Genomic DNA, 13,619 nt, shown 5'->3' on the forward strand with positions numbered 1-13,619 from the left:
CTACTCCTTGATTAGTCTTGTAAAGTTAAGATTTTTGGACCTTCTTTTGTAATAGCTAAGGTATGCTCGTATTGACATGATAAACCGCCATCTTGTGTACGAGCTGTCCAACCATTGTTGTCCATCTTCATTTGCCATGTTCCTGTATTTACCATTGGTTCAATTGTAATAACCATACCTTGTTTTAGGCGTAACCCTTTACCTTTTTCGCCGTAATGAGGAACTTGTGGCGCTTCGTGAATTGTTGGTCCAATGCCGTGTCCGATAAAATCACGAACTACTGATAAGTTTTCAGATTCAACATACGTTTGAATCGCATGACCGATGTCACCGATGCGATTTCCTTCTTGAGCTTGTTCAATTCCTAAGTACAAAGCTTTTTTCGTTACTTCCATTAAGTGATCAATTTCTGGTGTTGATTTACCAACGACATATGCCCAACATGAATCACTCATCGCCCCTTTATATTCCACACACATATCGACTTTGATTAAATCGTTGTCTTTTAAGACTTCTTTTCTTGGGAATCCGTGACAAATTTCATCATTAATAGTACAACATGTGGCATATTTATATCCTTCAAATCCAATTTGAGCTGCCACTGCGTTTTTTTCTTTGATTAAATTATGGACAAATAACTCGATGTCCCAGCTAGTAATCCCCGGTTTAATAAAATCACGTAAAGCGCGGTGAACACTTGCTAAAACCTCGCCTGAATCAGCCATCATTTCTATTTCTCTTGGTGATTTTAATGTAATCATTTTTATTCCCTACTTTCTCTTAATTAGCATTCCTATTTTAGCACAATCAGTAAGATACGCCAAATATGCGTATAATCATAAAAAATTGAAAATACCATTTATTTTGATATAATTTAGTAGCACTAATTTAAGAAGGGAGTTCTTTTTGTGACTGTTGCAAAAATTGTTTACGCTAGTCTTACAGGAAATACAGAAGAAATTGCTGATATTGTGGCTGAGGCTTTAGAAGAAAAAAATATTGATGTTGAAATAAATGAATGTACTCAAGTCGACGCGGCTGATTTTTTAGATGCTGATATTTGTGTGGTTGCTTCTTATACCTATGACGACTTTGAATTACCCGATGAAATTATCGATTTTCATGAAGAACTATTAGAACTTGATCTATCCGGAAAAGTTTACGGCGTTGTTGGGAGTGGCGATTCTTTCTACACTTATTTCTGCCAAGTAGTGGATCAATTTGACAAGGCCTTTGCAAGTGTCGGTGCTACAAAAGGCGCTGAGTCAGTTAAAGTCGAGTTAGCTGCTGAAGAGGATGATATTGTCGCTTTAGAAGCCTTCGCTCAAAAACTAGTCGAAGCTGTAGAAAATAAATAGATATAACACAAAAAAGGATGCCTAACAGCATCCTTTTTTATTCAGAATCATAAAAGTACGTTTTACGAACAATAGATAACTAAATAATTTTAATTTAGTCAAGAAATTTTAAAATTATTTAGTTGTTATGGTGAAATTAGGAAAACTTTTCAATGATTTATTAACAAATTTTAAAATACTTACCATTTCTTCTGTTGTTGCATGAATTCTTCCACTTGTTGCTAGTGATGCTAAACCTGTCGCAGTTACCCAGTTACCTAAGAATGCTGTATTAAGTTCTTCATCAGTCATCCCATTGTACTCTTCTTTTAATTTAGCTTTTTCTAAAAACATCTCTAAACCAAATTTATTTAACAATTCGCCATCAGCATGTTCTTCAACAAACAACGCACGGAATAACATTTGCTCATTCTTAGCAAACTCCACGTAGTTTAAAGTTAAATCGATAATCGGATCTCCTGAAACTTCCTTGTTAAATACTTCATCTCTTAGATATTTTTCAACTTCTTCAAAAAATGCTTCTCTTAAATCATCCATATTTTTAAATTCTAAATAAATGGGTTGAGTTGAACTTTTCATCTTGCTGGCGATATTTCTTGCTGTAAAGCCAGAGAAACCTTCAGTTGCAACTACTTCATGTGCGGCATTTAAGATATGTTCTCTTGTAATAGTTTTCTTTCTAGCCATGAGATTTCCCACCTTTCTTTTTTTGTAATCATGATTTTTTATAATAAAAAAACTTTATTGTTCTTTTACTTATCATAATTGTATCATGAATTTTTAATAATACCAATTAATTTAATCTGTTTTTTGTAATTTTTTATATATTTTATACATTTCTTAAGCCTTTATTCAAACTTTATTCAATTGATATAACCTTGCTCTTATGCTACTATTTACTATAATACTTAAACTTGGGAGGAATTTATTTATGGTCTTAGAAAATTTTGATACGTTATTAAAAAATTATGCGAAATTGATTACAAAAGTTGGTGTGAATGTCCAAAAATCACATACTGTTGTTGTTCAAATTCAGGTCGAACAAGCTCCTTTAGCACGCTATATTGTGAGCGAAGCCTACAAATTAGGTGCTAAACAAGTCATTGTTCAATGGACAGATGATTTCATTAGTCGTGAAATGTTTGTTAACGCTGATCAAGAAATTATTGAAACGGTCCCTCAATATAAAATTGATGAAATGAATGATTGGGTGGAAAAAGGCGCTAGTCGTATTAGTGTGGTTTCTCAAAATCCTGATGCTTACGCTGGTGTTGATAATGAGCGCTTATCTACTTATCAACTAGCGATGGGTAAAGCAATGATGCCACTTCGCCAAGCAACTCAAGCAAACAAAGTAAGCTGGGTTGTCGTTGCTGCGGCTGGTAGTGATTGGGCTAAAAAAGTTTTCCCAGAACTTGATTCAACGGAAGAACAAGTAGATGCTTTATGGGAGTCAATCTTCAAAGTCACTCGTATGTACGAATCAGATCCTATCGCTGCATGGGATGCTCATGATAAATTGTTAGAAGCTAAATCAGCTGAATTAAACGCTGAACAATTTGACGCATTACACTATACAGCGCCAGGTACTGATTTAATCATTGGTTTACCTGAAAATCATCACTGGGAAGGCGCTGGTAGCTTAAACGTTCGTGGGGAACGCTTCATGGCTAACATGCCAACAGAAGAAGTCTTCACAGCTCCAGATAACCGCAGAATTGACGGCGTTGTCACTAGTACTAAACCTTTAAGCTACTCAGGAAATACCTTAGAAAACATGACATTTACTTTTAAAGATGGTAAAGTCATCGAAGCTAAAGCTGAAAAAGGCGAAGAAGTGTTACAAAAATTAATCGCTATTGACGAAGGAGCGAAAAGTTTAGGAGAAGTTGCTCTTGTTCCTGACAGCTCACAAATCTCTCAATCTGGTTTAACTTTCTTCAATACATTATTTGATGAAAATGCTTCAAACCATTTAGCTCTTGGTTCAGCTTACGCTTTCAATATCCAAGGTGGGACTGAAATGACAGAGGAAGAATTAATCGCAGCAGGTCTTAACCGTAGCCAAACTCACGTTGATTTTATGATTGGTTCAAACAAAATGAATATTGACGGTATTAAAAAAGATGGGACTCGTGTTCCTGTCTTTAGAAATGGTGAATGGGCGTAACAGATAAATTAGTTAAGTATTTTTTAAGAGGATGTGACTCAATAATGAGCCACACCCTCTTTTTATCATTATTAAATTAAATACAAAAAAATTGAGAAGATGTCAGGTACATCTCCTCAAAGAAAGAAAGTTTTTTCATGATTTGCTAACAATCTTACCTAGTGTAAGTCCCCTTCCCAAGGTTTAGCAACCATTCAATAATAGTAGTATACTCCTATTATTCTTATTTTTATTACTTTAAATTGGCGCAATATCTGCCAAAAAAATAAAACACTTATCTTGTAAAAGAAGAAACTTCACGTTAGTATAAAACAATCAAATAGAGTTAAGGGGACTCCAGCATGCGTCTGAAATATTTTTTAAGCCGAAAAGAATTGATTAAGATTGAAATTCTAGACGATTTACTTATTAGTCAGAAAAGAATTTTTCCAAAAGATTTAACAAGAAAATTTAATGTTTCTAAAAATTCTATTTTAAGGTACACCGCTGAATTACAAGAAGATTTAACAATTGTCTTTGATGACATTACTTTGTGCTGCTCTGAGGATGGTGATTACTACCTTGAAAAATGCGAGTGGCAAAACCGTGCTTATCTTATTAACCACATGAAAGAATTTTATATTGACAACAGTTCCCTTTATCTAGTTTTAAAGGCTGTTATCAGCACTAACTTAACCATTCCTCAAATAGCCGAAACGCTGAATTATTCTTTATCTACTGTTTACGCCAAACTAACAACATTGAATACACTTGCTGAACCTTATGAAATTGAAATCGACATCACTCACCCAAGTAGATTTAAAGGTCGAGAATTTAATGTACGCTTTTTTCTGTACCATATTCTTTTATTTCAAAATCGAACCATTAAACAGAACCCATTTCCAACTAATATCCCGCAAATTTTTTTAGATTTGACTAACATTGAAACTAATCTTATTTCACCGAAAAAGTTAACTTCGTCTCATGAAATGCGTATTCGAATGATTCAAGGGATCTCCCTCTACCGAACAACTTATCATCAAGAGTGGTTGACTGAAGACGATAGCTTTCTTAAAGATATTATCTTTTTTAATGAATCAAACTTTAATTTATTTGGAGATAATGACCTGATAGCTACCTCATCACAACTTATTGAATCTCGGGTTTTTTGTTTTTTACTGCGAGCATCTGTTTTTGAAATTGAGTCTTTCCAAGAAAAGAGAAAAATTATTTCAAAATATCAACAATCTGGTTTAAAAATCGCACAAAAAATTGAGTACATTCTTGAAAGTTTCGCCAAATTCGCCAAGTTTGAGTATACAACAGCTGGCTATACGGAGTCTTACTACTTGCTGTTAATTAATTTGATTTACTTAAAGCATGTTTCTATCGATCTATGCGTCTTTTACGAAGATGATACTTTTTCTGAAAATCCATATGATAAAACGAATGAAGCTTTTATTTCCAACAGTTCTAAAATCAAAGCCTTTATTCAAGAGAACTCTTTTTCATCTTTTTTTACTAAGATTCCAAGTCATAAGTTGCATCAGTTGGTTTATATTCTTCACTACATTTTCGATATTAATACACAACCTAAACAATTAAACATTTTTATTCAATTTTCAAAAAATATTCACACTGAAGCGTTACTTGCCCATTCTTTAACTAGTTCATTTAGTTCTGAAGCTCTTAGCATCACTAAAAACCCTGATGAAGCTAATCTTTTTGTTTCCGACAGTTATGAGGGTAAAAATTGCCATGTCGAGCATTTCTTTTTTGAAAATACTTATAATAGTTTAGAATATCAACGATTATATCAGTTCATCACTCGACTAATTTATGATAATATGTTCTTTAAAAAAATTGAATAAAAGAAAAAAGGTTGATATATAAGCACTTACTAGAGGCTTTTATATCAACTTTTTTAATGACGTCCACGAGAGGAGTTGAACCTCCGACCTACCGCTTAGGAGGCGGTTGCTCTATCCAACTGAGCTACGAGGACTTAGAAATTAACATATCTATTTTCTCACTAACACATAGAAATGTCCATGGCATATTTAGATGGATTTAAAACAAAAAGATCAAAAACTATTTCTACCTAGAAAATAATTTTGATCTTTTCGTTTTACTTACTAATTCTTCGATGTAATTCAATAATTTCAATTGCTAAATCTTTAAACGCAATCGCTGTCATTAAATGATCTTGACTGTGTACTGTTAGTAGTGTAACAGTCATGTTATCTCCTTGGGCTTCTTTCGTTAAAAGGCCTGTTTGAGATTTATGAGCCATTGTTAACGACTCTTCTGCGTCTTTAATTTTTTTATCGGCTAATTCAAAGTCATTACTCTTAGCTGCTTGGATAGCCTCCATTGCATCACTCTTAGCATTCCCTGAATTCATAATTAAGCCCATGATTGCTTCTAAATTTTGTTGATCCATCTCTTTTCCCACCTTGAAATTATAATTTTTTGATTTATTCACCCATTAAAGTTACGGCTGCGTTTAATACATTCTCACCATTCATCATACCGTAATCAGACATATTGATAACTTCTAATGGAATATTTTTGTCAGCTAATTTTTCTTCCATTTGAGATTTCATGAAACGAACTTGTGGGCCTAATAATAAAACATCAATATCTTTTTTTTCTAATTGAGCATCTACTTCTGAAGCTGAAATAGCAAAAATTTCTGCTTCCATTCCTCTTGCTTCTGCAGCTTTTTCCATCTTAGTTACTAATAAACTTGTACTCATTCCTGCTGAACACACTAACATAATTGTTTTTTTTGACATATTAACCACTCCTAAATTTAGTTTACACTTATATATAAGCAAGATGCGTGCCAACTTTACCAGTTGAAATCGTTGCTATATAAGCGTTTACTTTTTATTATAGTATACAACAAAAATTACACACTAGGTTAGTGTGTAATTAAGAATTATTTATTTTGCTTTCTAAAGTCCCACCAATACAACAAACAGCTACCTGGCAAGACAATGATTAAAAGGATTAATAAGACACCTATTAAATTTCTCTCTGAGAAAAAGATGATTCCCATTGTGATTGCAATCAACACAATTAACAATAAATCACTTTTCTCCATAATACTTTTTGTCTTCTGTTTTTTATTTATCATCTTTTCACATCCACTTTGAATTTCTATTAAATTCATTATAGCCAAAGTTTCTTGTTTAAGTATTAACAAATTATGTTTTATTTCTTAACTTTTATTAAGTGGAATAAGAAAAGATAACGGATATTACAAACTTTGTAATATCCGTTATCTAAGTGTGATGCTATATTTTATTTTTTAAATACATTTCAGTAATGTAGGCTATTTCATCACTAGAGACGGTGACTTGATATTTTTTCTCTAAACTTAAAATATTCACTTTGACAATATCCATCTCATAGCGATAATTTTTCTTAAACCCTTGAAGTTCATTAAAAACTCTTTGATGTTTTCCAGTTAGTAAACTATCGATTAAAAAAGCAATATGAAGTAGAATCCCCATGTCAACTCCTGGTTCTAATACTAAAGAAAGTTCAGTTTCTATCTTCTCTGTTATTCCTTTTACTTCATCTAACAGTCCGTACAATGAAGAAACACTCTTAATCGCCCCGTCTAAAGACTGAGATAATTCTTTCACAGAGATTTCTTTATAAACTAATTGTCTTAGTTTAGTTAAATGATCGTCTTTGAATATATCATAAGCTGAGAAGAAAGGAATATTCTGATAGTTAATATCCACAGTTCCAACGATTGCTTTTATCTCATAGGTATCCATGAGTTCGTCCATTCGATTTCTAAAGGCCATTTTTTCTAAAAACTGCATTTGGATAATCGTAATTTCATCACTCTCTAAGACAGGCTTAATTCTCTCAGCTAACTTGTTAGCGACACCTTCACCAGTAAAGCACGTTACGACCACGGCTTTTTTTAAGGTAGTGATTTCTTTAAACTGAGCATGAACAGCTGTTTCAAATGACAACTGGATATTCTGATAAATTTCTTTCAAGCTACGCCCCACACTCGCCATTCTCACAGCTTCTAGGACAACTAGTGTACTGACCATGGAAATCGTTTTCGTCGTGACACCCGTTTCTTTCATCAACATATGGCTGAAACTATTTAAAGAACCCATATCTGTTAAAATCAGAACCCCACTCGCTAAATCCTCTCGGTTTGTTTGAACGTAGTTTTTCACTTGTTCATACATGGTCGTGACTTCCATCGTAAGAGGCATGTTAAACGCGACTCCTGATTCCACATCTAATAAATCCTGAACAGCTTCTAACATACTAGATGCTGTTGATTTTCCGTGCATAAGGAGTAAGACCGTCACTTTATCTTCCTGTTTTTCAAGCTCATCACTAATATCTAAGGTTAAGAACATCGTAATAAAACCTATTTCATCAAAAGGAACATCTATGTTAAATTCTTTTTCAATCAAACTAGATAGTTCAATTGCCACTTGAAACTCTTTTAAATATTTTTTTCTGACACCATTTAAATCAGGATGGACAATCATCTTGTCGTTTTGAATCCGCTCAATGGTACTTTGAAGATGCATGGAAAACGTAAAGCGTGTGCGCTCATTAAACCGTCTCGCTAACTTCTCTTCAGCAATATTATAAAGTTCTTCAGTTAAATGCCAAATTTTAGGGTCAATTAATTCTTTATGAATATCATTTCGAGCCAACTCATTCACATAGACTTCAAAATATTGATTTAAGTTCTTTTCAATCAGTTCTTCTAAATCTATTTCTTCTAATTCGACTTTAGAAAGTGATGACACTTGATCATCAATCGTCGAATAGACATCCATTTCTTGGGTCTTGTCTTGGGTCCAAACCACCTGATTACTACCTGGTTTAAAACTTAAACTCGTCACGGTGGACTCAAAGAACGAATCAATCCGATCACCTAAATCTTTTATTTTCAGTAATCCTTTTTGGACCTGTAGCGGCAAATCATTCACACCCACACTTAAATGATCCGTTTCATTGGTTCGGTAATGTAAGAAAGCTTTGGCACAGATTAGTTTCAAGTCACGCTTCACTTGCCCAATATTTCCTTCAGTACTGTAGAGCATAAAGGCTAAAATAACATCTCGATCAACAACGATTTTATTATTAAGACGACCTGCTTCTTGTGTTAGAAATAAGGTGATAATTTCAAAGCGTTCATCCAACGTTCTTTTATCTAGTGAAGGTAATGTGATACTCATAGGAATTCGGCGATTAAATGTTGCTAAAAAGATATCAGTGGATTCTGTTGTTGCCCCAATTATTTGAACAGAGGCTGAATAAGTTTTAGAGCTTTCTCCAAGTGGGCGATACGTCCCTTTATCAATAAACGTAAAGAGCATCTCTTGTCCTTCTGGAGGTAACCTGTGGATTTCATCTAAAAATAAAATCCCGCCGTCAGCTTTAGCAATTAACCCAGGACTATCTACGTCAGCTCCTGTAAAAGCACCCTTTTTCACCCCAAATATATGACTAAATAATAATTGAGGTGTTTGCGCGTAATCAGCACAGTTAAAAGAAATAAAAGGCGCGTCTTTTTTCATTGATTCTGAACTCAAACCAAATTCATACATACATTCAGCAAAAAGTGATTTTCCTGTACCGCTTTCTCCAAAGAGAATGGTATGTAATCCTCGCGGTGGATAGAGCATGGCTGCTTTAGCTTGTTGGATAGATAACTTTAACGATTCGTCTTTTCCCACTAAGTGATCAAAGGAAATCAAATTAAGGTTCTCTGTCATTTTTTTAGTTTCTTTAACGACGTAAAGAACAGGTCGACCTTCAATCCGCTCGATTTCGTTTTCCTTAAAAAGTTCTGATAAATGACGACTGACATTACTTCTCTCTAGCCCTAATTTTTCTGCGATATCTGCAGCACTAATTGGTTCCACTGACTTCTTTAAAACAGTAAAAATTTGCTCTTTTCTACTAGACATATCCATTCCCCCTACATGTCTATTTCCAGCTAGCACCTTTATTTTTATTTCGGTTGGTTCTATTTTTTTTCTTTTTCTTTGGTTTAGCAGGTGTTTCTTTTTTAGTTTCTCTGACTACTTTTTTGTCTGTTGTAGAATAATTTTTATTAACTTCTTTCTTTTGCGGTAATTCATGCTCTTCAACTTCTAATTTTTCTGTCATGATTTGGTTATGGCTCACAAAAACTTCTGTTAATTCACGGTCCATTCCCTTCACCATCTTGTTTAATTCACGGGCTTCACGTTCATTGACTAAACTAATCACTTCACCGTTTTTACCCATACGCCCCACACGACCTGAACGGTGAACATAATTTTCAGCATTGATGGCAATATCGTATTGAATCACATAGGTTAATTCAGAAAAATCTAATCCTCTAGCACCGATATCAGTTGTTAAAAGTAAGGACACTTTATTGTTTTCAAAATCTTCAATGGCTCTTTTTCGCTCTGATTGATGTTGATCAGAGGCTAGCGTTCTGTGATCGATTCCTAGATAAGTTAAACGCTCAGAAGCCACACCTAACTCACTTAATTGATTGAAGAAAACAAGTCCTTTAAAATCTGTCACATAAGATAAACGTCTTAACGTATCAGATCTTTTTCTCGTTGGTGCGTTAATATAAGAATGTTTAATGACACCTTTTGTTGTATCTTCACTAGTCACATCTACAATTTCAGGGGTGACTTTAAACAATGTATCAATTTCTGGCAAGATAACTTGTCCTGTTGCTGATACGGCAACAATTTGCGTATCTGCCATGACACTCTTCATCACGCTTTTTGTTGCATTGTATTCAACTTGAGCCACTAAATCATCGACTTCATCTAAAACTAACGTATTGATTAAATGAGCTTTAATTTTTTTCGCTTTAATCAGCTCTAACACACGCCCTGGTGTCCCAACTAACACTTCTGGGCGTTTTTTCAATCGTTCAATTTGACGACTAATATTAGCACCACCGATGATACTTTGGATATTTAAGTCTAAGGGTTTAATCCATTCTCTAGTGACTTCCGCTACTTGTGACGCTAATTCTTGTGAGGGTAACAAAATAAGCAACTGATTCCCTTCACCTTTTTTGATCGTTTGTAGTAGTGGTAAAAGATAAGCCAAAGTTTTTCCTGAGCCTGTTGGAGAAATCCCCAAAACGCTTTTCCCTACCTTTAAAGGAGCGAACATTTTTTCTTGAATCAAGGTCGGTGCTTTAAAATTTTCTTTTTCCCATTTTTCTTGCCATTCTTTTAATAACTCTTCGTACATACTCATCTCATTCTCCTAATTTTTTATTTATCTGCTTCAAAAACAATACCTGATTGTTTACGTAAATCTTCCATTACTTCATGAACTTCTTTAGCTAATTGAATCCATTTTTGGTATTTCTTTTGTTGTTCCACACTCATCGGGTTTTGAATCACTTGACTAAAAGCAATCGCCTCTTCAATCATCGGATTTTCCAATTTTGGATTACCATAATTTAATTCAACTAATTTTCCAGCTTCGCGTTTTTTCACCTTAATTTCTTGAATAGAATTAACAGCGTCTAAACAAATCGTGCTATCACTCAAATAAACTTCTGAGGGCAAATAACTATCTGCATTTTTACCTGTTGTCATCGTCACATCAAAGTCATCGTATCTAAGGATCATCGTCCCTAATCCATCTACCTCTGTGACTAACTTTTGGTTGAAATAGAAACTCTCATTTGGTTTTCCAAACCAACCAATTGCTGTATAAACAAGATAAACACCTAAGTCCATTAAGGCGCCACCTGAAAATTTAGGTGAAAAAATATTTGGCTCCTCGCCTCTTAAAACAGCATCGTAACGTGAGGAATATTTCATAAAGTTTAAATTAGCCCCTACTATGTCGTGACGGTCCTTCACTAAAGCTCTCACACGTTCGTAGTTGTCCTCATGAATGTTTCTAGCAGCTTCAAAATAAAAGACTTCTTTTTCTTCTGCCAAATCAATCAATTCTTCAATTTCAGCTAATCTTGAAACAGCTGGTTTTTCCACAATCACGTGCTTTCCTGCTTCAATAGCTCCTTTAGCTTGCTCATAATGTAAGCTATTAGGTGACGCAATATAAATAACATCAATATTATCTAGTTTATAAAAAGTAGATAAATCAGTCTCAATGGTAATTTGTTCATGATTTTCGTACTTTTCCGCAAACTTTTTAGCACGTCCCTCACTTCTTGAATACACTGCCTTTAGTTGGTACTCTTCACTTGTGATAGCTGCTTTAACAAATTCATGTGTAATCCAATTGGTTCCAATAATTCCTAAATTCAACATATTCCCTCAACCCTTCTCTATCTTAAATGGGATTTTCTTATTTATTTCGACTAAACTTGGTGTGACTTTTGTATTATAAATTTGCACTTCTAGACCTTGATCCATGCCTTTTTCAAACGCTTCCTTCAAAGCTGGTTGCATCTCTTGGTTAATCGTTCCGTAGCTAATTTTTTCAAACTGAGCCACAAAAATAACGCCTCTTAAATAACCATCTTTCTCTGCATCAATCAACGTCTCCACATGTTTCAATCCACGTAGACTTGGCGCATCTGGAAAGGAGCCGATTTGCTCATTTTCTAAAGTCATTCCTTTAACTTCTATTAATAACTTTTCATCTAATTCTGTTTCAATTAAGAAATCAAAACGTGAATCTTCATAGGTGTATTCTCTTCTAAAGTTAAGCTTTTCGCCCTTTAGTATATCAAATTTTATGATGTTTTGCTTGATTCCTTCTTCCACTAAATCATTGGGAAGTTGGCTATCGATATTGAACCAAGCACCATTTTTCTTAACAGCCACTAAATCATACTTGGTTTTTCTGGTGGGTTTATCTTGAAAGTTAACAGCTACTTCCACACCTGGAATCAGTAATTCTTTACATCTCCCAGTATTTTTAACGTGGGTGATAATTTCCTCCCCTTTTTGATTGAGGCAGGTAGCGATAAATCGGTTCTGTCTTTCTTTAAAGGTGACTACTTCAATTGCTTCGTATTCGGCCAACGTATGACCTCCCTAATTTTTAGTATTGCCTCTTATTGTAACATCTTATAGTTCTTTTAATAAGTTTTATTCTCTTAATTCCAACCATCTATGATAAACTTGGTTCAAATACTGAAATAATAAATAGTCAGATCATTTTAATGTTAGGAGAACTATATGTATAACCATTACGGAAATTTAGCCACTACTGTTTATGAAATAACTAAACCTGTGGGAACCTCACTGAATGGGGACATTGATTATTATAGTGAACGTTTAGAGGGGATCACTGGAAAAATTCTTGAAGCAGGTGTAGGAAGCGGTCGGATGTTGATTCCTTTACTTGAAGAAGGATTTCAAGTTGAAGGTGTGGATCAATCGACTGATATGCTCGCTGTTTGCCGAGATAATCTAGATAAGCACCATCTACAAACTAGCTTACATCAAGATAATCTAACTCATTTTTCATTAGGGAATAGTACTTTTGAAGCGATTATCCTGCCTACCTCTACTTTTTGCTTGATTGAAAATGAACAACTAGCCTATCAAACACTAACTAATTTTTATCAGCATCTTAAAGTGGGCGGAAAATTAATTCTTGATTTAGATTTGCCTTTCTATCCTGAGGTGGAAGAATCGACTACTACCAGTTTTACTTTGTCTGAGACTGAAGTTATCACTTTTGAGAAGAAAATTATTAGCATTGATTTTCTAGAGCAACACATCGTCTATCATTTAACCTATTCTCTTTGGCGTCATGGTGAGTTGGTCAAAACTGAATTGCAACAATTTTTACTTCGTTGGTATGGACTAAATGAGTTTAAACTCATGCTTGAAAAAGTTGGATTTAAAAATATCAATGTTTCTTCTGATTATGAATTTGATGTGATGCCAACTGATAGCAACCAGACAATTACTTTTGAAGCTTGGAAATAAACTAAATAGGAGGTCTTCACTATTAATACATCTAAAGAATCCTACTATAATCAATCAACAGCACATATCGATTCTTCTGAACTAACAAAAGAAGAATTTTTAGAAAATCAAATAGATGTAAATCTTTACGAAAAAGCAATGAAAGCTCATAATTTAAATGATGAA

The 13,619-nt window shown here is 34.1% G+C and carries 13 protein-coding genes and 1 tRNA gene; 4 read left to right on the forward strand and 10 right to left on the reverse strand.

Annotation, left to right across the window (positions count from 1 at the left end):
• Positions 1-11: 11 nt before the first annotated feature.
• A complete protein-coding gene (gene map / locus G7082_RS02290; RefSeq protein ID WP_166033552.1) occupies positions 12-761 on the reverse strand; it encodes a type I methionyl aminopeptidase in 750 nt (249 codons plus the stop codon).
• Positions 762-908: 147 nt separating this feature from the next.
• On the opposite strand from map, the gene G7082_RS02295 reads away from it, so the two are divergent.
• Positions 909-1,358, forward strand: a complete 450-nt coding sequence (locus tag G7082_RS02295) for a flavodoxin (protein WP_166033553.1) — start codon at positions 909-911, stop codon at positions 1,356-1,358.
• A 114-nt stretch (positions 1,359-1,472) separates the two neighbouring features.
• Here the strand turns inward: G7082_RS02295 and G7082_RS02300 are convergent, their stop codons facing one another.
• Complete coding sequence (locus G7082_RS02300) at positions 1,473-2,045, reverse strand: TetR/AcrR family transcriptional regulator (RefSeq protein WP_166033554.1); 573 nt, start codon at positions 2,043-2,045, stop codon at positions 1,473-1,475.
• Positions 2,046-2,289: 244 nt separating this feature from the next.
• On the opposite strand from G7082_RS02300, the gene G7082_RS02305 reads away from it, so the two are divergent.
• Complete coding sequence (locus G7082_RS02305; RefSeq protein ID WP_166033555.1) at positions 2,290-3,528, forward strand: aminopeptidase; 1,239 nt, start codon at positions 2,290-2,292, stop codon at positions 3,526-3,528.
• Positions 3,529-3,869: 341 nt separating this feature from the next.
• Complete coding sequence (locus G7082_RS02310; RefSeq protein ID WP_166033556.1) at positions 3,870-5,378, forward strand: helix-turn-helix domain-containing protein; 1,509 nt, start codon at positions 3,870-3,872, stop codon at positions 5,376-5,378.
• 60 nt (positions 5,379-5,438) lie between these two features.
• Here G7082_RS02310 and G7082_RS02315 read toward each other — a convergent pair.
• The 8 genes from G7082_RS02315 to sfsA form a co-directional block, all read right to left on the reverse strand.
• A tRNA-Arg gene (locus G7082_RS02315) sits at positions 5,439-5,512 on the reverse strand.
• Between the two features lie 123 nt (positions 5,513-5,635).
• Positions 5,636-5,950 carry a PTS lactose/cellobiose transporter subunit IIA gene (locus tag G7082_RS02320; protein ID WP_166033557.1) on the reverse strand — a complete coding sequence of 105 codons (315 nt, stop codon included), beginning with the start codon at positions 5,948-5,950 and terminating at the stop codon, positions 5,636-5,638.
• A 34-nt stretch (positions 5,951-5,984) separates the two neighbouring features.
• Positions 5,985-6,305 (reverse strand): PTS sugar transporter subunit IIB, encoded by a 321-nt coding sequence (locus G7082_RS02325; protein ID WP_166033558.1) that lies wholly within the window; start codon positions 6,303-6,305, stop codon positions 5,985-5,987.
• A gap of 146 nt (positions 6,306-6,451) precedes the next feature.
• Positions 6,452-6,649 carry a hypothetical protein gene (locus G7082_RS02330; protein WP_166033559.1) on the reverse strand — a complete coding sequence of 66 codons (198 nt, stop codon included), beginning with the start codon at positions 6,647-6,649 and terminating at the stop codon, positions 6,452-6,454.
• Positions 6,650-6,809: 160 nt separating this feature from the next.
• Positions 6,810-9,479 (reverse strand): sigma-54-dependent transcriptional regulator, encoded by a 2,670-nt coding sequence (locus G7082_RS02335; RefSeq protein ID WP_166033560.1) that lies wholly within the window; start codon positions 9,477-9,479, stop codon positions 6,810-6,812.
• Between the two features lie 19 nt (positions 9,480-9,498).
• Entirely contained in the window at positions 9,499-10,788 is a 1,290-nt protein-coding gene (locus tag G7082_RS02340) for a DEAD/DEAH box helicase (RefSeq protein ID WP_166033561.1), read from the reverse strand.
• A gap of 17 nt (positions 10,789-10,805) precedes the next feature.
• A complete protein-coding gene (locus tag G7082_RS02345) occupies positions 10,806-11,819 on the reverse strand; it encodes a Gfo/Idh/MocA family protein (protein WP_166033562.1) in 1,014 nt (337 codons plus the stop codon).
• A 6-nt stretch (positions 11,820-11,825) separates the two neighbouring features.
• On the reverse strand, positions 11,826-12,539 hold the full coding sequence (gene sfsA, locus G7082_RS02350) for a DNA/RNA nuclease SfsA (RefSeq protein ID WP_166033563.1): 714 nt from the start codon (positions 12,537-12,539) through the stop codon (positions 11,826-11,828).
• A 156-nt stretch (positions 12,540-12,695) separates the two neighbouring features.
• Here sfsA and G7082_RS02355 point away from each other — a divergent pair, with 156 nt between their 5' ends.
• Positions 12,696-13,454 (forward strand): class I SAM-dependent methyltransferase, encoded by a 759-nt coding sequence (locus tag G7082_RS02355; protein WP_166033564.1) that lies wholly within the window; start codon positions 12,696-12,698, stop codon positions 13,452-13,454.
• Positions 13,455-13,619: the final 165 nt, after the last annotated feature.

This window comes from Vagococcus hydrophili (genome assembly GCF_011304195.1).
Classification (GTDB): domain Bacteria; phylum Bacillota; class Bacilli; order Lactobacillales; family Vagococcaceae; genus Vagococcus; species Vagococcus hydrophili.

What these genes read in the sequence shown, in the direction of transcription:
- map (WP_166033552.1), bottom strand. Translation starts at nt 761, where the DNA reads ATGATTACATTAAAATCACCAAGAGAAATAGAAATGATGGCTGATTCA.
- G7082_RS02300 (WP_166033554.1), bottom strand. Translation starts at nt 2,045, where the DNA reads ATGGCTAGAAAGAAAACTATTACAAGAGAACATATCTTAAATGCCGCA.
- G7082_RS02305 (WP_166033555.1), top strand. Translation starts at nt 2,290, where the DNA reads ATGGTCTTAGAAAATTTTGATACGTTATTAAAAAATTATGCGAAATTG.
- G7082_RS02310 (WP_166033556.1), top strand. Translation starts at nt 3,870, where the DNA reads ATGCGTCTGAAATATTTTTTAAGCCGAAAAGAATTGATTAAGATTGAA.
- G7082_RS02320 (WP_166033557.1), bottom strand. Translation starts at nt 5,950, where the DNA reads ATGGATCAACAAAATTTAGAAGCAATCATGGGCTTAATTATGAATTCA.
- G7082_RS02325 (WP_166033558.1), bottom strand. Translation starts at nt 6,305, where the DNA reads ATGTCAAAAAAAACAATTATGTTAGTGTGTTCAGCAGGAATGAGTACA.
- G7082_RS02330 (WP_166033559.1), bottom strand. Translation starts at nt 6,649, where the DNA reads ATGATAAATAAAAAACAGAAGACAAAAAGTATTATGGAGAAAAGTGAT.
- G7082_RS02335 (WP_166033560.1), bottom strand. Translation starts at nt 9,479, where the DNA reads ATGTCTAGTAGAAAAGAGCAAATTTTTACTGTTTTAAAGAAGTCAGTG.
- G7082_RS02340 (WP_166033561.1), bottom strand. Translation starts at nt 10,788, where the DNA reads ATGAGTATGTACGAAGAGTTATTAAAAGAATGGCAAGAAAAATGGGAA.
- G7082_RS02345 (WP_166033562.1), bottom strand. Translation starts at nt 11,819, where the DNA reads ATGTTGAATTTAGGAATTATTGGAACCAATTGGATTACACATGAATTT.
- G7082_RS02355 (WP_166033564.1), top strand. Translation starts at nt 12,696, where the DNA reads ATGTATAACCATTACGGAAATTTAGCCACTACTGTTTATGAAATAACT.